This is a genomic window from Rhizobium sp. BK049 (genome assembly GCF_014193135.1).
GTDB lineage: Bacteria > Pseudomonadota > Alphaproteobacteria > Rhizobiales > Rhizobiaceae > Rhizobium.
Window position 1 is genome coordinate 17,617 of sequence record NZ_JACHYV010000035.1, and the last position, 17,609, is coordinate 35,225.

The 17,609-nt window shown below is 61.1% G+C and carries 15 protein-coding genes; 8 read left to right on the forward strand and 7 right to left on the reverse strand.

The window, feature by feature from the left end; genetic code table 11:
• Nucleotides 1-108: 108 nt before the first annotated feature.
• The 4 genes from FHT70_RS27145 to FHT70_RS27160 form a co-directional block, all read right to left on the reverse strand.
• Nucleotides 109-939, reverse strand: coding sequence for a sugar phosphate isomerase/epimerase family protein (locus FHT70_RS27145; RefSeq protein ID WP_183706120.1), 831 nt, complete (start codon nt 937-939; stop codon nt 109-111).
• A gap of 30 nt (nt 940-969) precedes the next feature.
• Complete coding sequence (locus FHT70_RS27150; RefSeq protein WP_183706122.1) at nt 970-2,133, reverse strand: dihydrodipicolinate synthase family protein; 1,164 nt, start codon at nt 2,131-2,133, stop codon at nt 970-972.
• A gap of 3 nt (nt 2,134-2,136) precedes the next feature.
• The gene (locus FHT70_RS27155) at nt 2,137-3,285 is read right to left on the reverse strand and encodes a Gfo/Idh/MocA family oxidoreductase (RefSeq protein ID WP_183706123.1); all 1,149 of its coding nucleotides are present in this window, start codon (nt 3,283-3,285) and stop codon (nt 2,137-2,139) included.
• Nucleotides 3,286-3,415: 130 nt separating this feature from the next.
• Complete coding sequence (locus tag FHT70_RS27160; protein ID WP_183706125.1) at nt 3,416-4,093, reverse strand: TetR/AcrR family transcriptional regulator; 678 nt, start codon at nt 4,091-4,093, stop codon at nt 3,416-3,418.
• 262 nt (nt 4,094-4,355) lie between these two features.
• On the opposite strand from FHT70_RS27160, the gene FHT70_RS27165 reads away from it, so the two are divergent.
• The 7 genes from FHT70_RS27165 to FHT70_RS27195 all read left to right on the forward strand — a co-directional run bounded on the left by FHT70_RS27165 (nt 4,356) and on the right by FHT70_RS27195 (nt 13,130).
• Complete coding sequence (locus tag FHT70_RS27165; protein WP_183706127.1) at nt 4,356-5,642, forward strand: extracellular solute-binding protein; 1,287 nt, start codon at nt 4,356-4,358, stop codon at nt 5,640-5,642.
• 6 nt (nt 5,643-5,648) lie between these two features.
• A complete protein-coding gene (locus tag FHT70_RS27170) occupies nt 5,649-6,608 on the forward strand; it encodes a sugar ABC transporter permease (RefSeq protein ID WP_085776486.1) in 960 nt (319 codons plus the stop codon).
• A complete protein-coding gene (locus FHT70_RS27175) occupies nt 6,601-7,488 on the forward strand; it encodes a carbohydrate ABC transporter permease (protein WP_088396864.1) in 888 nt (295 codons plus the stop codon). Before FHT70_RS27170 ends, FHT70_RS27175 begins: the two co-directional genes overlap by 8 nt.
• On the forward strand, nt 7,488-8,585 hold the full coding sequence (locus tag FHT70_RS27180) for a Gfo/Idh/MocA family oxidoreductase (RefSeq protein WP_183706129.1): 1,098 nt from the start codon (nt 7,488-7,490) through the stop codon (nt 8,583-8,585). The genes FHT70_RS27175 and FHT70_RS27180 overlap by 1 nt, the downstream gene beginning before the upstream one ends.
• A gap of 27 nt (nt 8,586-8,612) precedes the next feature.
• A complete protein-coding gene (gene ugpC, locus FHT70_RS27185; RefSeq protein ID WP_183706131.1) occupies nt 8,613-9,689 on the forward strand; it encodes a sn-glycerol-3-phosphate ABC transporter ATP-binding protein UgpC in 1,077 nt (358 codons plus the stop codon).
• 114 nt (nt 9,690-9,803) lie between these two features.
• Nucleotides 9,804-10,679: a choline kinase family protein gene (locus tag FHT70_RS27190; protein WP_183706133.1), complete on the forward strand. Its 876-nt coding sequence runs from the start codon at nt 9,804-9,806 to the stop codon at nt 10,677-10,679.
• Nucleotides 10,680-13,130 (forward strand): FAD-dependent oxidoreductase, encoded by a 2,451-nt coding sequence (locus FHT70_RS27195; RefSeq protein ID WP_183706135.1) that lies wholly within the window; start codon nt 10,680-10,682, stop codon nt 13,128-13,130.
• A gap of 265 nt (nt 13,131-13,395) precedes the next feature.
• On the opposite strand, the gene FHT70_RS27200 is transcribed toward FHT70_RS27195, so the two are convergent.
• Entirely contained in the window at nt 13,396-14,853 is a 1,458-nt protein-coding gene (locus FHT70_RS27200) for a mannitol dehydrogenase family protein (RefSeq protein ID WP_183706137.1), read from the reverse strand.
• Nucleotides 14,850-16,265 (reverse strand): glucuronate isomerase, encoded by a 1,416-nt coding sequence (uxaC, locus tag FHT70_RS27205; protein ID WP_183706138.1) that lies wholly within the window; start codon nt 16,263-16,265, stop codon nt 14,850-14,852. The genes FHT70_RS27200 and uxaC overlap by 4 nt, the downstream gene beginning before the upstream one ends.
• A 180-nt stretch (nt 16,266-16,445) precedes the next feature.
• Here uxaC and FHT70_RS27210 point away from each other — a divergent pair, with 180 nt between their 5' ends.
• Nucleotides 16,446-16,655, forward strand: a complete 210-nt coding sequence (locus FHT70_RS27210) for a SlyX family protein (RefSeq protein WP_183706140.1) — start codon at nt 16,446-16,448, stop codon at nt 16,653-16,655.
• 173 nt (nt 16,656-16,828) lie between these two features.
• Here the strand turns inward: FHT70_RS27210 and FHT70_RS27215 are convergent, their stop codons facing one another.
• Entirely contained in the window at nt 16,829-17,590 is a 762-nt protein-coding gene (locus FHT70_RS27215; protein ID WP_183706142.1) for a hypothetical protein, read from the reverse strand.
• Nucleotides 17,591-17,609 lie beyond the last annotated feature (19 nt).

The following is a 17,609-nucleotide window of genomic DNA, read 5'->3' on the forward strand; positions in this document are numbered from 1 at the left end:
TCAGAGCAATTCCAGCAAAAGTGTGCAGCGGTTTTTGCGTCCGGAATTGCGTAAAAACAAAGAGATAGAGCATTTCGTGTTTCGAAGAGAAACGGAAATGCTCAAGAATCAGATCTGGCAGCAGCTCCGGAAGCGCTCGACGCAAGTGGCGATCACCTCGTCGGCCGGACGCTTCCACCAGTTTTCGGCCGAAAAGATCTCCACTTCCTGCGCGCCGAAGAAACCGGCGGCTTCGATCATCCGTCTTATGCCCTTCAGGTCGATGACGCCATCGCCCATCATGCCGCGGTCGAGTAGCATGTCCTTCGTCGGCGCCATCCAGTCGCAGATGTGATGGGCGAAGATACGGTTCATGCGTCCGGCGCGGGCAATCTGATTGGCAAGATCGGGATCCCACCAGACATGGTAGACGTCGATCGCAACGCCGACATCCTCGCCGAGCGGCTCGCACATGTCGAGCGCCTGGCCGAGCGTGTTCACGCAGGCCCGGTCGGCGGCATACATCGGATGCAGCGGCTCGATCGCAAGTTTCACGCCAGCGGCCCGCGCATACGGCAGCACGGCCGCAATGCCATCGAAGACCATTTGACGAGCCGCGACGATATCTTTCGAAGCGCCCGGCAGGCCGCCGACGACGAGCACGAGGCAGTCGGCGGAAAAGGCCGCCGCCTCGTCGATGGCCCGTCTGTTGTCATCGAGGTTCTTCTGCCAGTCGGCCTCGGTTGCCGCCGGAAAGAAGCCGCCGCGGCAAAGGCCGGTCAGTTTGATGCCGTTCGACCTGACGATCCGCACTGCTTCGTCGAGACCCGCCTTGGCGACCTGGTCGCGCCAGGGTGCGATCGATGTGATGCCGTGCTTCAGGCAGATATCGACGGCTTCGGCAAAGCCGCATTGCTCGCGGATCGTCGCCAGATTGATCGAAAGTCCTTCGACCTGCATGTCATTTCTCTCCCATTGCCGCACCGGCACTTAGTGAACGCCGTGGACGGCAAGCACCTGTTTCATGCGATCAGTCGCGAGTTCCGGATCGGCAAGAACGCGGGCCTTGTCGGCCAGGCGGAAAAGTTCAGCCAGATGCGTCAGCGAACGCGTGCTCTGCTGGCCGCCAACCATCGTGAAATGATCCTGCAACCCATTGAGATAGGCGAGGAAGACGACACCGGTCTTGTAGAAGCGGGTCGGCGCCTTGAAGATGTGGCGCGATAGCGGCACGGTCGGCTCGAGCAGATGGAAGAATTCGTGATTGCTCTTGCGGCCAAGCGCGTCGAGCGCGGCGGACGCTGCCGGTGCGATAGCGTCGAAAATGCCGAGCAGCGCATCCGAATGACCCTGTTCGTCGCCAGCGATCAACTCGGCATAGTTGAAGTCGTCGCCGGTATACATGCGCACGTCTTTGGGCAACTGCCGGCGCATCGTCACTTCCTTCTCCTTGGAAAGCAGCGAGATCTTGATGCCGTCGACCTTGGCGGCATGGGCTTCGATCACCTCAAGGCAGGTTGCCATCGCCTTCAGGTGGTCGCCATTGCCCCAGTATCCCTCAAGCGCCGGGTCGAACATTTCTCCCAGCCAGTGGATGATGACGGGTTCCCTGACCTGGCGCAGGATGCGGTCATAGACCCTGATATAGTCGTCCGGCCCTCTTGCCGCGACGGCGAGCGCCCGGCTGGCCATCAGGATGATGCGGCCGCCGGCCGCCTCTACCGTTTCGATCTGCTCCTCATAGGCCCTGATGATCGTGTCGACGGTCACGTCGGGACCCGGCGACAGGTGGTCGGTGCCGGCGCCGCAGGCGATCAATGCGTCCTTACGGCCGGCCGCTTCGGCAAGCGCCCGGCGGATGAGGTCGCGCGCCTCCGGCCAGCCGAGGCCCATGCCGCGTTGCGCCGTATCCATCGCTTCGGCAACGCCGAGGCCGAGATCCCAGAGCCGGTGGCGGAAGGCCAGCGTCCGCTCCCAGTCGATCGCCGGCGTCAGCCAGGGATCGTTGTCGGCGAGCGGATCGGCGACCACGTGAGCGGCGGCAAAGGCGATGCGCGGGAAGCTCTTGGCGTCGCGTCTCTTCAGCTCGATCGGTGTGCCGGTCAGCGTATAGGGAACGATCTTGCCGTCGAGGGGGAGATTGATCGTCGTCACGGCTCAGAACTCCAGTGCGGGAACGTCGAGCCAGCGGCGTTCGGCCCAGGATTTCAGACCGAGCTCGGCGAGCTGTACACCCTTGGCGCCGGCTTCCAGGCCATAGGGCCACGGCGCATCTTCGACGACATGGCGAATGAACATTTCCCACTGCGCCTTGAAGCCGTTGTCGAAGGCCTGCGTATCGGGAACCTCGTCCCAGGTCTTGTAGAAGTCGATTGTCTGCGGCTGATCGGGGTTCCACACCGGCTTCGGCGTGTTGACGCGATGCTGGCTCCAGCATTTCGTCAGGCCGGCGACGGCAGAACCATGGGTGCCGTCGACCTGGAAGGTGACGAGATCGTCGCGGCGCACGCGCACCGCCCAGGAAGAGTTGATCTGCGCGATCGCTCCGCCCTCCAGTTCGAAAGTCGCATAGGCGGCATCGTCCGTGTCGCAATCATAGGGCCTGCCCTGCTCGTCGATGCGCCGGGGAATATGGGTGGCGCCGAGGCAGGAGACAGCCTTTACTTCGCCGAACAGGTTGTCGAGCACGTAGCGCCAGTGGCAGAGCATATCGAGGATGATGCCGCCGCCGTCGCCCTTGCGGTAGTTCCAGGAGGGGCGCTGGGCGGGTACGCCCCAATCGCCTTCGAAAACCCAGTAGCCGAATTCGCCGCGCACCGAAAGGATCTTGCCGAAAAAGCCGGAATCCTTCAGCAGCGCCAGCTTGCGCAGGCCCGGCAGGAAAAGCTTGTCCTGCACGACGCCGTGCTTGAGGCCGGAGCGCCGTGCCTTGCGGGCGAGATCGATCGCCACCTGCAGATCGTCGGAAATCGGCTTTTCGCAATAGACGTGCTTGCCGGCGTCGAGAGCCTTGGACAGAAGCTCGGCGCGCATCAGAGTCGTGCCGGCATCGAAGAAGATCGTGTCGTCGGAATTGGCGAGCGCAGCATCGAGATCGATCGACCAGCGTTTGATGTTATGCTTCTTCGCCAGATCTTCCATCTTGGCGCTGTTGCGGCCGACGATGATCGGGTCGATCTCGAGTTTCTCGCCCGATTTCAGCGTGATGCCGCCCTGGTCGCGGAAGGCCAGGATTGAGCGCACCAAGTGCTGGTTGTAACCCATGCGGCCTGTGACGCCGTGCAAGATGATCCCCAAGCGTGCCATGTTTTCCTCCCTGCAATCTTTTGCGGTGGGAGCGGGCGTCCTGGCCCGGCCCTCCCAAGCCGGTAACTAAACGGTTACTTGATGGCAGAAGAGCGGCGAGCCTGTCAATAGTCAAATCCTGCTTTCGGTATCAGCGCCGGATCGAGGCAAGGGTGACGTGGACGATATGCCTCTCCCAGGCACTGAGATTGGCTGGCTCGATCAGGTCGCGGCCGAAGATCGTCGAAAGCGTGTACTGGTTGGAAAGGTAGAAATAACCCAGCGAGGCAATCGTCAGATAGACATGCAGGGGATCGGCGGTCTCGATGAAGACGCCTTGTTTCTTTCCCTTCTCGAGCACTTGGGAAAGCTCGCCGATCAGATGCGAATGCAGCTCCTTGAGCCGGACGGATTGGCGCAGCCATCGGGCGCGGTGCAGGTTTTCGGTGCCGAGCAGGCTCAGGAATTCCGGGTGCTGGAGGAAATAACGCCAAGTGAAGAGCGCGAGTTCGCCGATGCCTTCTTCGGGGCTGCGGTCGCCGATATGCAGCGCGCGCTCGGCCGTGCGGATGCCGACATAGGCCTCTTCGAGCACCTTGAGGTAGAGCTGCTCCTTGTCGCCGAAATAATGGTAGAGCATGCGTTTGTTGGTGCCGGCGCGTTCGGCGATGGCGTCGACACGGGCTCCGCCCATGCCGTTTTCGGCAAATTCCCGGGTTGCCGCTTCAAGGATCGCGGCGCGCGTCCGCTCCGGATCGCGTTGCGCCGTCCGCTCCGTGGACGGTCGCCGCGTCTGCTTCTTGTCCCTGTTTCCCCCGCTGTCTTTCATCGCTCCACCCCTGTCTTCACGTGTTGTGCTCATAAGCCTTCGGTTCGAAATTGTAAAAACCGAATTTGGAAGGGCGGCCCGCTGGAGCGGAATGCTGAAAGCATGATGTCGCCGTGACCTCCAGCGCTTTCGGCATCATGCTCTGACCGACACCGCTTGACAGGCTTGCCGCTTTGCTCGTAGCTTGTAACCAATTAGTTATTTGCGCAAGCAAAACTAAATTGGAAGCGTGTGGAGGCGCTTCCCTTTGGAGGAGGAAAACATGACTCTACGTGTTAGCAGACGTAATTTCGTTGCAGGAAGCGCAGCGCTTCTGTCGCTCTCGGCGCTCGGAACCAGCGCCTTGGCACAGGAAACGCGCTTGCGTCTCCTATGGTGGGGCTCGCAGCCTCGCGCCGACCGCACCAACAAGGTGTCGCAGCTCTATCAATCGAAGAATCCGGGCACCTCGATTACCGGCGAATTCCTTGGCTGGGGCGATTACTGGCCGCGTCTGGCGACCCAGGTTGCCGGCCGCAATGCGCCCGACGTCATTCAGATGGACTATCGCTACATCGTTCAATACGCCCGGCGCGGCGCGCTCGCGCCGCTCGAATCCTACATGCCGACCAAGCTCAATCTCGACGATTTCGACAAGGCGCAGATCGAAGGCGGCAGCGTCGACGGCCATCTCTATGGCGTCAGCCTGGGCGCCAATTCGGCTGCAACGGTGCTGAACACAACGGCCTTCAAAGAAGCCGGCGTCGATCTGCCGACGCAGGCGACCACCTGGGATGAATTCGCCCGCATGGGTGCGGAAATTACGAAGGCGGGCAAACGCAAGGGCATGTTCGGCCTCGCCGACGGCAGCGGCGGTGAACCGCTGTTCGAAAACTGGCTGCGCCAGCGCGGCAAGGCGCTCTATACCGCCGACGGCAAGATCGCCTTCGACGTGGACGACGCATCGGAATGGTACGACATGTGGGCCAAGTTCCGTGCGGCCGGCGCCTGCGTACCTGCCGATATCCAGGCTCTCGACAAGAATGATATCGAAACCAACACGGTGTCGCTCGGCAAGGCTGCCGCCGGTTTTGCCCATTCCAACCAGTTTGTCGCCTATCAGGCCATGAACAAGGACAAGCTGGCGCTCACCAACTACATGCGCATCAAGCCGGATTCGAAGGGCGGCCATTATCGCAAGCCTTCGATGTTCTTCTCGGTCTCGGCGCAGTCGAAGTCGATCGATCAGGCGGTTGATTACATCAACTTCTTCGTCAAGAACCCCGAGGCTGTTCTGCTACTGGATGTCGAGCGCGGCATTCCGGAATCGGCCGCCATGCGCGAGGTCGTCGCGGCGAAGCTCGATGACAACGGCAAGGTTGCCTTGGCCTATGTCAGCGGCCTTGGCGATCTCGCCGGCAAATTGCCGCCGCCGCCCCCGGCCGGTGCCGGCGAAGGCGAGTTGATGCTGCGCAACATTGCCGAACAGGTCGGTTTCGGACAGCTCTCTCCCTCCGACGGCGGCAAGCAGCTTGTCACTGAAATTACGCAGATTCTCGCACGAGGCTGATCCCGTATGAGCAATGCGATGCGCACGCCCGCAGGGGCCATAACAGTGGAAAGATACCAGGGGGCCGTGGCCGAAGGACGCTTCAGGCGTCTTTGGAATGCCAATGCTCCCGGCTATCTCTTCCTCCTTCCGTGGCTCATCGGCTTTTTCGGGCTGACGCTCGGGCCGGCCCTGATTTCGCTCTACCTCTCCTTCACTGACTTCGACATGCTGCAGTCGCCGCGGTGGGTGGGAATGGCGAATTACGTGCGCATCGCCACGGCGGATCCGAAATTCTCGGCCGCCATGCACGTCACCCTGACCTATGTCGTCTTTTCGGTGCCGTTCAAGCTCACCTTTGCCTTGCTGGTCGCCATGGCGCTGAACCGCGGCCTGCGCGGTCTCCCTATCTACCGTGCCATCTTCTATCTGCCGTCGCTGCTCGGCGGCAGCGTCGCGATCGCCGTGCTCTGGCGCCAGCTTTTCGCCAGCGACGGCCTCGTCAACGCCGCCCTCGCCCAGATTGGCATCGAAGGGCCGAGCTGGATCTCGCATCCGAACTATTCGATCTATACGCTGGTCGCGTTGTCCGTCTGGCAGTTCGGTTCGCCGATGATCATCTTTCTCGCCGGCCTGCGCCAGATCCCGCAAGACATGTATGAGGCGGCCAGCCTCGACGGCGCCTCGAAATTCCGGCAGTTCTACAAGATCACTCTGCCGCTTCTGACGCCGGTGATCTTCTTCAACGCTGTCGTGCAGACGATCGAAGCCTTCAAGGCCTTCACGCCCGCCTTCATCATATCGGGCGGCACCGGCGGCCCGATCAACTCGACACTGTTCTACACGCTCTACCTCTATCAGGAGGCCTTCGGCAATTTCCGCATGGGCTATGCCTCGGCCCTTGCCTGGATCCTGGTGGTTATCATCGCGATCTTCACCGCCTTCTCCTTCCTGAGCTCGCGTTATTGGGTGCACTACGATGACTGAGATGACCGCTTCCGTGACTGCGGCCAGGCCGCCATCCGATATCACCAAACGCAGCCTGCCCGGGTCGCTCATTGTCCACGCCCTGCTGATCGCCGCTTCGCTGCTCATGGTCTATCCGTTGCTGTGGATGGTTTCGGCTTCGGTCAGGCCGGAAACCGAGATCTTCTCGTCGACTTCGCTCATTCCGTCGTCGATCGATTTTTCGTCCTATGCGCGCGGGTGGGTCGGCCTCGACGTCAGCTTCGGACGATTCTTCTGGAATTCGCTCGTCATCTCGCTGCTGGTCGTGACAGGCAATGTCATCGCCTGCTCGCTGACGGCCTTCGCCTTTGCCAGATTACGTTTTGCCGGCCGGAACTTCTGGTTCGCGATCATGCTCGGCACGCTGATGATCCCCTATCACGTGACGCTGATTCCGCAATATGTGCTGTTCCTCAACCTTGGCTGGGTCAACACCATCCTGCCGCTCGTCGTGCCGAAGTTTCTGGCAAGTGACGCCTTCTTCATCTTCCTGATGGTGCAGTTCTTCCGCGGCATCCCGCGCGAACTCGACGAGGCAGCGATGATGGACGGCTGCAGCGCCTGGCGGATCTATTGGAAGATCATGCTGCCGCTGTCGCTGCCGGTGCTGGCAACGGCCGCCATCTTCTCCTTCATCTGGACCTGGGACGATTTCTTCGGACCTCTGATCTATCTGAACGACATGAACACCTACACGATCCAGCTCGGTCTGCGCACCTTCGTGGATTCCACCAGCGCTTCGGATTGGGGTGGTCTCTTCGCCATGTCGACCCTGACGCTGGTGCCGGTGTTCTTCTTCTTCCTGTTCTTCCAGCGCCTGCTGATCGAAGGCATCGCCACGACCGGCATGAAACGCTGATGGCGGCAATGGAAAAGAGTGACATGAGCATCAAGACCGTCGCGATCGTCGGCTGCGGCATTGGCCGTTCGCATATCGTCGAAGGCTATCTGCCGCATTCCGATAAGTTCAAGGTGGCGGCGATCTGCGATCTGAGCGAAGAACGCATGGCCGCCGTCGGCGACGAGTTCGGCATCGAACGCCGCACCACCTCTTTCGAGACGCTGCTGGCCGACGAAACGATCGACATCATCGATATCTGCACCCCTCCCGGCATTCATCTGGAGCAGGTGGTCGCCGCTCTCGGTGCCGGCAAGCATGTCGTCTGCGAAAAGCCGCTGACGGGCTCGCTCGCCGGCGTCGATACGATCATGGAAGCGGAAAAGACCGCCAAAGGCGTGCTGATGCCGATCTTCCAGTACCGCTACGGCGACGGCATCCAGAAGGCCAAACGGATCATCGATGCCGGCATTGCCGGCAAGCCCTATACGGCTTCCGTGGAAACCTTCTGGCTGCGCAAGCCCGAATATTACGCCGTGCCTTGGCGCGGCAAATGGGCGACCGAACTCGGCGGCGTGCTCGTCACCCACGCCCTGCACCTGCACGACATGCTGATGCATCTGATGGGTCCAGCGGCAAGGGTCTTCGGCCGCGTCGCCACCCGCGTCAATGATATCGAGGTGGAGGATTGTGCCTCCGCCAGCCTGCTGATGGAAAACGGCGCCTTCGTCTCACTGTCCTGCACGCTCGGCTCGCAGGAACAGATCAGCCGGCTGAGACTGCATTTCGAGAATGTCACCTTCGAAAGCACGCACGAACCCTATACGCCGGGCAAGGATCCCTGGAAGATCATCGCCGCCAATGACGACGTTCAGAAAAAGATCGATCGCGTGGTCGGCGACTGGCAGCCCGTTGCGCCGCGCTTCACCACCCAGATGGGTCAGTTCCACGCCTTCCTCAGCGGCACTGGACCCCTGCCGGTGACTACGAAGGATGCGCGCCGTGCGCTTGAACTCGTCACCGCCATCTACCAGTCTTCCGACAGCGGCACCGAAGTGCCGCTGCCGGTCGGTCCCGACAGTCCGAAATACGCCGATTGGCGCGCAAGAACGAAGTAACCTGCAAAAGAGAGGGGTTTTGAGAAGATGGCAACCAGTGTCGTTCTTCAGAAGGTCGAGAAGCGCTACGGCGCAATGGATGTGATCCATGGCATCGACCTGACGATCGATCCCGGCGAATTCGTCGTTTTCGTCGGCCCCTCGGGCTGCGGCAAATCCACCCTTCTGCGGATGATCGCCGGCCTCGAGGAGATCTCGGGCGGCGCGCTGCTGCTCGACAGCGAGCGCATGAACGAGGTGGCGCCGGCCAAGCGCGGCATCGCCATGGTCTTCCAGTCCTACGCGCTCTATCCCCATATGTCCGTTTACAAGAATCTCGCCTTCGGCCTGGAGACGGCGGGTTACAAGAAGGCCGAGATCCAGCCGAAAGTAAAACGCGCCGCCGAGATCCTGCAGATCGAGAAGCTCCTTGAGCGGAAGCCGAAAGCGCTCTCCGGCGGCCAGCGCCAGCGCGTGGCGATCGGCCGCGCCATCGTGCGCGAGCCACGCATCTTCCTGTTCGACGAACCGCTGTCCAACCTCGATGCCGAACTGCGCGTGCAGATGCGTGTCGAGATCTCCCGCCTGCATCGGCAGCTCGGCAACACGATGATCTACGTCACGCATGATCAGGTCGAGGCCATGACGATGGCAGACAAGATCGTCGTGTTGAATTCAGGCCGCATCGAGCAGGTCGGCGCGCCTCTCGATCTCTACAACGACCCGGCCAACCGCTTCGTCGCAGGATTCATCGGCAGCCCGAAGATGAATTTCCTCAAGGCCCGCATCGAAAAGGTCGGCGAGGCCGAAACCAGCATTCACGTCTGCGGCAACTCCGTCCGCCTGCCGCGCCGGCTGAAAGGCGAGGCCGGCCAGGAGGTCACCTTCGGCATTCGTCCCGAACATCTTTCGCTTACAGAGGGCGCCATCACGCTCTCGACCGTCAATGTCGATCTCGTCGAAAATCTTGGCGGCGCCACCATGCTCTACACCACGACGCCGGATGGGCAGCTCTTGACGATCGCCCTTGACGGCCAGCAGAAGGTCGAGCGGGGCGCCAATGTGAAGACTTTCTTCGATCCCGCCCGCTGCCACGTATTCGACGCCGCCGGTAAAACGATCTGACTCTCGGGAGCGCTCCCGCGAGTCCGGAAGGAATGCGTAGCGCCGCCGCCGCTGCTTGACAGCCGATCCTGCTCTGTCCCATCATTTCGGAAGGGGCCGCAAGGAGGGGTGAGCATGACGCCTGAGGATAGGATTCATGCGCTTGGCATCTGGCAGGGCTCGATCGAAATATCGCCGATAGCAGGCGGCATCACCAACAGGAACTATCTGGTCAGCGATGCCGTCACGCGTTGCGTGGTGAGATTGGGCACCGACATTCCGATCCATCACATCAGCCGCCAGAACGAGCTTGCCGCCAGCCACGCCGCACATGCCGCCGGCCTGTCGCCTGCCGTCATTCACCATTCGCCTGGCGTGCTGGTGCTCGAATATATCGAGGCGAGGGCGCTCTTGCCGGAGGATATCAGGGCGCCTGGCATGCTTGCCCGGGTGGTCCCGCTGGTGCGTGCCTGTCACCACGATATCGCCCGGCATTTCCGCGGCCCGGCGATGATCTTCTGGGTCTTCCACGTCATCCGCGATTATGCCGCAAACCTGAAAGCGGCAGGCAGCGCCTACCTTCCCTTGCTTGCGAAACTCGTCACCAACGCAGAGACACTGGAAGCAGCGGCAGGGCCTTTCGATATCGCCTTCGGCCACAATGATCTGCTGGCAGCCAATTTTCTCGATGACGGCAAGCGGCTTTGGCTGATCGACTGGGACTATGCCGGCTTCAACACGCCGCTTTTCGATCTTGGTGGATTGGCCTCCAACAACGAACTGCCGGAATCGGCCGAGCGGCTGATGCTGGAAATCTATTTCGACCGGCCGCCAGCCGATGAGCTGATCAGACGATACGCCGCGATGAAATGCGCCTCGCTCCTGCGCGAGACGTTCTGGAGCATGATTTCGGAAATCCATTCCACGATCGATTTCGACTATGCCGCCTATACGGCCGAGAATCTCGCTCGTTTCGAGCGCGCCTACCAAGCCTTTGAACGGGATCAATAAATGACGAGACAATTACCGAAGACGGCAAAGGCCGTGGTCATCGGCGGCGGCATCATCGGCTGCTCGACAGCTTATCATCTCGGCAAGCTCGGCTGGACCGATACCGTCCTGCTCGAACGCAAGAAGCTCACCTCCGGCACCACCTTTCATGCTGCCGGTCTCGTCGGCCAGCTGCGCACGAGCGCCAACATCACCCAGTTGCTCGGTTACTCCGTCGATCTCTACAAGCGGCTGGAGGCGGAAACCGGCCTCGGCACCGGCTGGAAGATGAATGGCGGCCTGCGGCTTGCCTGCAATGAGGAGCGCTGGACGGAGGTTAGGCGCCAGGCGACCACTGCGCAGTCCTTCGGCCTCGACATGCAGTTGCTGACGCCGCAAGAAGCATTCGATCTCTGGCCGCTGATGACGATTGACGATCTCGTCGGCGCCGCCTTTCTACCAACCGACGGTCAGGCCAACCCCTCCGACATCACCCAGGCGTTGGCCAAAGGCGCCCGTATATCAGGCGTCTCGATTTTCGAGGATACCGAGGTTCTCGATCTCGACATCGACAAGGGAAAGATCCGTGCCGTCATCACCGCTGAGGGGCGCATCGAATGCGAGCGGGTCGTCGTCTGCGCCGGTCAATGGACACGCGCCTTCGCCGCCCGCTTCGGCGTCAACGTGCCGCTGGTCTCCGTCGAGCACCAATATATCATCACCGAATCCTTCGGTGTGCCTTCTAACCTGCCGACGCTGCGTGATCCCGATCGCCTGACCTATTACAAGGAGGAGGTCGGTGGTATCGTTATGGGCGGCTATGAGCCGAACCCGATTGCCTGGGCGAAAGATGGGATCCCCGAGGGTTTCCACTACACGCTGCTGGACAGCAATTTTGAGCATTTCGAGCAGATCATGGAGCAGGCGCTCGGCCGTGTTCCGGCGCTGGAGAATGTCGGCGTCAAGCAGCTCTTGAATGGCCCGGAAAGCTTCACGCCCGACGGCAACTTCATTCTCGGCGAGGCGCCGGAACTGAAGAATTTCTTCGTCGGCGCCGGCTTCAACGCCTTCGGCATCGCGTCTGCCGGCGGCGCCGGCATGGCGCTGGCCGAATGGGTGACGAAGGGCGAACCGCCCTATGATCTCTGGCCGGTCGACATCCGCCGTTTTGGACGCCCGCATTTCAATACCGACTGGGTGCGCACCCGCACGCTCGAAGCCTATGGCAAACACTACACCATGGCCTGGCCGTTCGAGGAGCATTCGAGCGGCCGCCCCTGCCGCAAATCGCCGCTCTATGACCGGCTGAAGGCACAGGGCGCCTGTTTCGGCGAGAAGCTCGGCTGGGAGCGGCCGAACTGGTTTGCCGATCTCTTCGCCAATGAAGAGCCACGGGATATGTACAGCTATGGCCGTCAGAACTGGTTCGAGGCCGTCGGCCGCGAGCATAAGGCGGTGCGCGAAGCGGCGGTCATCTTCGACCAGACCTCCTTTGCCAAATTCGTGCTGAAGGGCAGGGATGCCGAGGCAGCACTCTCCTGGATCGCTTCCAACGATGTCGCAAAGCCTGTGGGATCGCTCGTCTACACCCAGATGCTGAACGACAGGGGTGGCATCGAATGCGATCTGACCGTCGCCCGTATCGCCGAGAACGAATATTACATCGTCACCGGCACGGGTTTTGCCACCCACGACTTCGATTGGATCGCACGCAATATTCCGGACGAGATGCATGCCGAACTTGTCGACGTCACGTCAGCTTATTCCGTTCTGTCGCTGATGGGGCCGAATGCGCGAGCGGTGCTCGAAAACGTGACCGGCGCCGATGTCTGCAATGCGGCCTTCCCCTTCGGCCAGGTCAGGACCATCGGCATATCGGGCTGCCCGGTGCGCGCGCTGCGCATTACCTATGTCGGCGAACTCGGCTACGAGCTGCATGTCCCAGTCGAATTTGCCACCACAGTCTATGACGTGCTGATGGCATCAGGCGGCGAATTCGGCCTTGTCAATGCCGGCTATCGCGCCATCGAGAGCTGCCGTCTGGAAAAGGGGTATCGCGCCTGGGGATCCGATATCGGCCCCGATCACACGCCTGTCGAAGCCGGCCTCGGCTGGGCGGTGAAGATCCGCAAGAACATCCCCTTCCGCGGCCGCGGGGCGATCGAGCGGCAGCTGAAGGACGGCGTGAAAAAGCGCCTTGGCTGCTTCGTTCCCGACCATCCCAATACAGTGCTGCTCGGCCGCGAAACCATCTATCGCGACGGCAAGCGTGTCGGCTGGCTCTCGAGCGGCGGCTTCGGTTATACGCTTGGGAAGGCGATCGGCTACGGCTACGTCCGCAATCCCGAGGGGGTGACCGAGGATTTCGTCCTCTCCGGCACCTATGAGCTCGATATCGCGAGGGAACGCGTCCCCTGCAAGGTGTCGCTGTCGCCGCTCTATGATCCTGAGATGGTGCGGGTGAAGGGCTGAGTGACTCAAGGAGAGGGTGTATCGTGTGGCACCCCCCTCTGGCCTGCCGGCCATCTCCCCCACAAGGGTGGAGATCGGCAAGAGGCTTGACCATCGCTCCCTCTCAAACGGGCACCGACAACCACAATGCTTGAGTTGTTTGGGCCTGAGGTGGTTGGGGAAGCCATCGCGCCCAGCCGATCTCCCTCCTTGTGGGGGAGATGCCCGGCAGGGCAGAGGGGGGTGTCACACGGCACACCCTCTCTTTCCCGAAAGGCTCCAAGCCTTAAAACAGCGGCAGCCGATCATCCTGGATCAGAATCTCCAGCTTATCCGACACATCCTGCGTCCACGCCCGGTGGCCCGTCAAAGCCGCCGGGAAAAGGCCGGGGAGGGTGAAGAGCGCCGCCGAAATCGCCGGTCCGGTGCGGGGGACATCAGCAATGAGCGCGGCGATTTCGCCGGCACGGGGATCGCGCAGCTCGTAACGCTCGCCATTGCCGCGCTCGCCGATCGCATAGCGCATCCATGCCGCGACGGCGATCGCATAGGTCTCCGCACGGTCGCCATGGGCCAGCGCCTCGCAGGCCGGCTCCAGCAGCCGCTGCGGCAGTTTCTGCGTGCCGTCCATGGCGATCTGATAGGTGCGATGCGCAATCGCCTTATTTGCAAAGCGCGCTATCAATTCATTCGCGTAGTCATCGAGATTAATGCCGGGCACCGCATCGAGGGTACGCGCCGCCGCATGCATATGGCGATAGGCAAGGGCGGCGAGACCGGCATCGTCCATCACGTCGCGGATGAATTCATAGCCGCCGATATAACCGAGGTAGGCAAGCAGTGAATGGGCGCCGTTCAGCATCCTGAGCTTCATTTTTTCGTAGGCCGAGACTTCCTCGACCATCAGGGCGCCGCGCACTTTTTCCCAAGCCGGCCGACCATTGGCGAAATGATCTTCGATGACCCATTGGGTGAAGGGCTCGGTCTCGATCGCTGCCAAGTCGGTGCGGCCCGTCAGCCGCTCGGCATCGGCATAGGTCGCCTCGGTGCTTGCCGGCGTGATACGGTCGACCATCGTCGAGGGGAAGGGGACATTAGTCTCGATCCAGCGATGGAGATCGGCATCGATGCGCGAGGTGAATTCCAGCACGAGGCGTTTCAGTACCGCGCCGTTGCTCGGCAGGTTGTCACAGCTGAGCGGGGTGAAGGGGGCTATGCCCTTCTGCCTGCGGCGCGCCAGCCCTTCGACGAGATAGCCGATGACGCCGCGCGGCGCATGCCGATTGGCAAGATCGGCGACAATATCGGGATGTTTGAGGTCGAGGCCGCCCGTTGCGGGATCGAAACCATAGGCCTTTTCCGTCACCGTCATGCTGACGATGCGGATGGCAGGATCCTCGAGCCGCGCCAGCAGCCCGGCCGGATCGCGCGGCGCAACATGCGCCTTCAGGATCGAACCGATCACCTCGGCCGTCGTGCCCGATGTATCGCGGATCAGCATCGTATAGAGGCCGTTCTGGGCGGAGAGATTGTCCGCGACATCGGGCGTGCGCAGGCTCGCCACCTCGATACCCCAGTCGCCGCCTGCGGCTGCGAGTGCCGCATCCGTGAAGGGTGCGAAATGGGCGCGGAAGAAGGCGCCCGGGCCGAGATGCAGGATGCCGGCCTTCAGTGCATTCCTGTTATAGGCGGGAAGCTTCGCCGTCGGCGCAAGGCCGGTCACGTTCTGCAGTCTGTCGCTCACAGTTTGTAGGCCTTCTTCGCATTGTCATAGGAGAGTTCGCGCGCCACGATTTCGGCGTCCTTCCCGGAAATCCGGTGCTCGGCGACGAGTCCGGCGAGGAAGCGGCAGACCTCGCGGCGCCAGACGTCATGGCGGGCAGGGATCGACAGCAGCGCGCGCGTATCGTCGTTGAACCCGGCCATATTGGCAAAACCTGCTGTCTCTACCACCTGGTCGAGATAGCGGCGGATGCCGAGCGGGCTGTCATGGAACCACCAGGGCGGGCCAATCATCAGGCAGGGCCAGTGGCCGGCCATCGGCGCGAGCTCCCGGGCATAGGTCGTCTCGTCGAGCGTGAAAAGCAGGATACGCAGGCCCGGCGCGTGGCCATACTTGGAAAGCAGCGCATTCAGGCCGCCGATCCAGTCGGTGCGTGTCGGAATGTCGGCGCCCATGTTGGGGCCACGGGTGGTAAAGAGCCCGCTGTCGGTATTGCGTCTCGAACCGGCATGGATCTGCATTACCATGCCGTCCTCGGCCGAAAGACCGGCCATCTCCGTCATCATCTGGCCGCGGAAAAGCTCGGCATCAACAGCCGAAAGCGGGCCCTTCAATGCCTTGTCGAGCAGCGCCTGCTTTTCTACAAGCGGCAGATCAGCCGTGAAGGCCGTGGGTACGCCGTGATCGGTCGCGGTCGCGCCGAACTGGCGGAAAAAGGCGCGCCGGCGCCGATGCGCCTCGATCAGGCCGTCCCAGCGCGTCACATCGGCGCCGCTGATCTCTCCGAATTTGACGAGATTGTCGCGGAAGCCGACGGCATCGGGATCGGTGACGCTGTCCGGCCGGTAGGTGGTCCGGACCTTGCCGATCCAGCCCTCCGCCGCCATTTTCTGGTGATGGACAAGCGGGTCGAGCGCGCCTTCCGTCGTCGCGATCGTTTCGATGCCGAATCGCTGATGCAGCGCCCGCGGGCGGAATTCGGGAAGGGCGAGCTGGGCATTGATGTGATCGTAGAGCGCGTCGGCATTATCAGCCGTCAGCGGCTCGGTGCAGCCGAGAACGGCTGACATCGCGTGGTCCACCCAGAGGCTCGAGGGCGTTCCGCGGAAGAGATGGTAATGCTTGGCAAAGGTCCGCCAGATGGCACGGCCCTCGGCCACCGGCTTGCCGTCGAGCCTGGGAACGCCGAGTTGGTCCAGGGCGACGCCGACGCTGTGCAGCATGCGGAAGAGATAATGATCGGGAATGACCAGCAGCGAGGCCGCATCTTCGAAGGGCTTGTCGTCGGCGAACCAGGATGGCTCGGTGTGCCCGTGCGGGCTGACGATCGGAAGATTGCGCACCGTCTCGTAGAGGTTTCGCGCGATCGTCCGTGTCGCCGGGTCGGCCGGAAAGAGCCGGTCCGGATGAAGAAAGCCGTCGCCTGCATCCATCAGTATTCCTCCCTGATGGATTAGGGCCTACCCCACAACATCAGGCACGGCAAGGCCTTTTAGTAACCAAACGGTTCGGTTTTGCGCGTGGGCGCGCCCGCCCTCGAAAGCATTGACGCGGTGGCCTATTTCCGCTTTGGGAAAATCATCTGTTCTGCCGGTGCCGGCAAAGGAGGATCAATGTCCGACGAGACCAACCGCATCACCCGGCTGGAGGAAATGCTGGCCTATCAGGCAAAGACGATCGAAGAGCTTTCCGATCAACTCGCCGAACAATGGAAGATCGTCGAGCAGATGCGCACCAAGCTGGACCGGCTGACGGAACGCTTCCTGTCGCTGGAGGAGCAGTCGCTGGACGCGCCCCCGATCACCCGCCCGCCGCATTATTAACGAGGCGCGGAGGAAGACCGCTTGCCTGCTACGTTCATCAAGAAGCTCAAGTCTTCCAAGGTATTCCGAAGCCATAATCTCCGGACACTTAGAGCAGTCACGAAAGCGCTGCGCCGAGCCTCGCAGTGGCAGGGTTGCAGCTACGCCTGAAGCCTACTTTTAGGAAAATCAGGTTACGCGCTCTTGGGCGCATTGGCGAGAAAAACACCGACGAGCTCGCGTTTTCGCACGTCAAATGCGTCGATTTTCTCTTTGACCGAAACGATATCAATTTGCGAATTCGCAATCTGCTCCGCCACTAGATCCAGTAACTTATATTGGTCGGCAATGAGCGGGTTAATGATGTCATCCTTCAGACCCGCCAACTCAAACGCCCCTTCGTCATCATAACCGACCATTTGATGGACCATCGTATTCGTTTTTAGATCGAGTCCCAGGATTTCCCTGTAATATTCACTGTGCAGTCGTAGCTCTAGTTTTTTGGCACTGTTGAAAGCATGGATTTTCGCTGCTAGCTCTTCCAAACACGCTACGCTGAGCAACGCGATTATGTACCGTTGCGACAAAAGCCCATTCCAATGTTCTTTTGGAATGGCGGCGAAAGGTTCCACCTCGGAAACTAGGTGTCCCCATACCGGCGCTTCAACGTCTTTGGCGGACGCCCAAATATCGCACCATCCTTGTTCAGCTAAGAACAGCTCTAAGAGCCTTGCCCGTTGACCTTGCCACGTCTTCTGGGCAGCGATTTCGTCCAATTGCATCGAAAAAGTTTTGCGCCAGTAATCCCACAGTGAGAGGCCTGACTTTCCTACAAGGCCCGCAGCGGCTTCATACATTCCTTTTGGTAAAGGCGGCTTCATCATGTTTTGCCTGGTCAGCCGGTGCAGGTCCGCCGATGTGAGCGGACGCTTAAGTAAACGCTTTAAAATCGTCATGGCGCATCCACGGGTAGAG

Coding starts and splice junctions, on each gene's coding strand:
- FHT70_RS27160 (WP_183706125.1), bottom strand. CDS start 4,093: ATGAAAGACAGCGGGGGAAACAGGGACAAGAAGCAGACGCGGCGACCG.
- FHT70_RS27155 (WP_183706123.1), bottom strand. CDS start 3,285: ATGGCACGCTTGGGGATCATCTTGCACGGCGTCACAGGCCGCATGGGT.
- FHT70_RS27180 (WP_183706129.1), top strand. CDS start 7,488: ATGGCGGCAATGGAAAAGAGTGACATGAGCATCAAGACCGTCGCGATC.
- uxaC (WP_183706138.1), bottom strand. CDS start 16,265: ATGGATGCAGGCGACGGCTTTCTTCATCCGGACCGGCTCTTTCCGGCC.
- FHT70_RS27190 (WP_183706133.1), top strand. CDS start 9,804: ATGACGCCTGAGGATAGGATTCATGCGCTTGGCATCTGGCAGGGCTCG.
- ugpC (WP_183706131.1), top strand. CDS start 8,613: ATGGCAACCAGTGTCGTTCTTCAGAAGGTCGAGAAGCGCTACGGCGCA.
- FHT70_RS27210 (WP_183706140.1), top strand. CDS start 16,446: ATGTCCGACGAGACCAACCGCATCACCCGGCTGGAGGAAATGCTGGCC.
- FHT70_RS27170 (WP_085776486.1), top strand. CDS start 5,649: ATGAGCAATGCGATGCGCACGCCCGCAGGGGCCATAACAGTGGAAAGA.
- FHT70_RS27195 (WP_183706135.1), top strand. CDS start 10,680: ATGACGAGACAATTACCGAAGACGGCAAAGGCCGTGGTCATCGGCGGC.
- FHT70_RS27145 (WP_183706120.1), bottom strand. CDS start 939: ATGCAGGTCGAAGGACTTTCGATCAATCTGGCGACGATCCGCGAGCAA.
- FHT70_RS27215 (WP_183706142.1), bottom strand. CDS start 17,590: ATGACGATTTTAAAGCGTTTACTTAAGCGTCCGCTCACATCGGCGGAC.
- FHT70_RS27175 (WP_088396864.1), top strand. CDS start 6,601: ATGACTGAGATGACCGCTTCCGTGACTGCGGCCAGGCCGCCATCCGAT.
- FHT70_RS27165 (WP_183706127.1), top strand. CDS start 4,356: ATGACTCTACGTGTTAGCAGACGTAATTTCGTTGCAGGAAGCGCAGCG.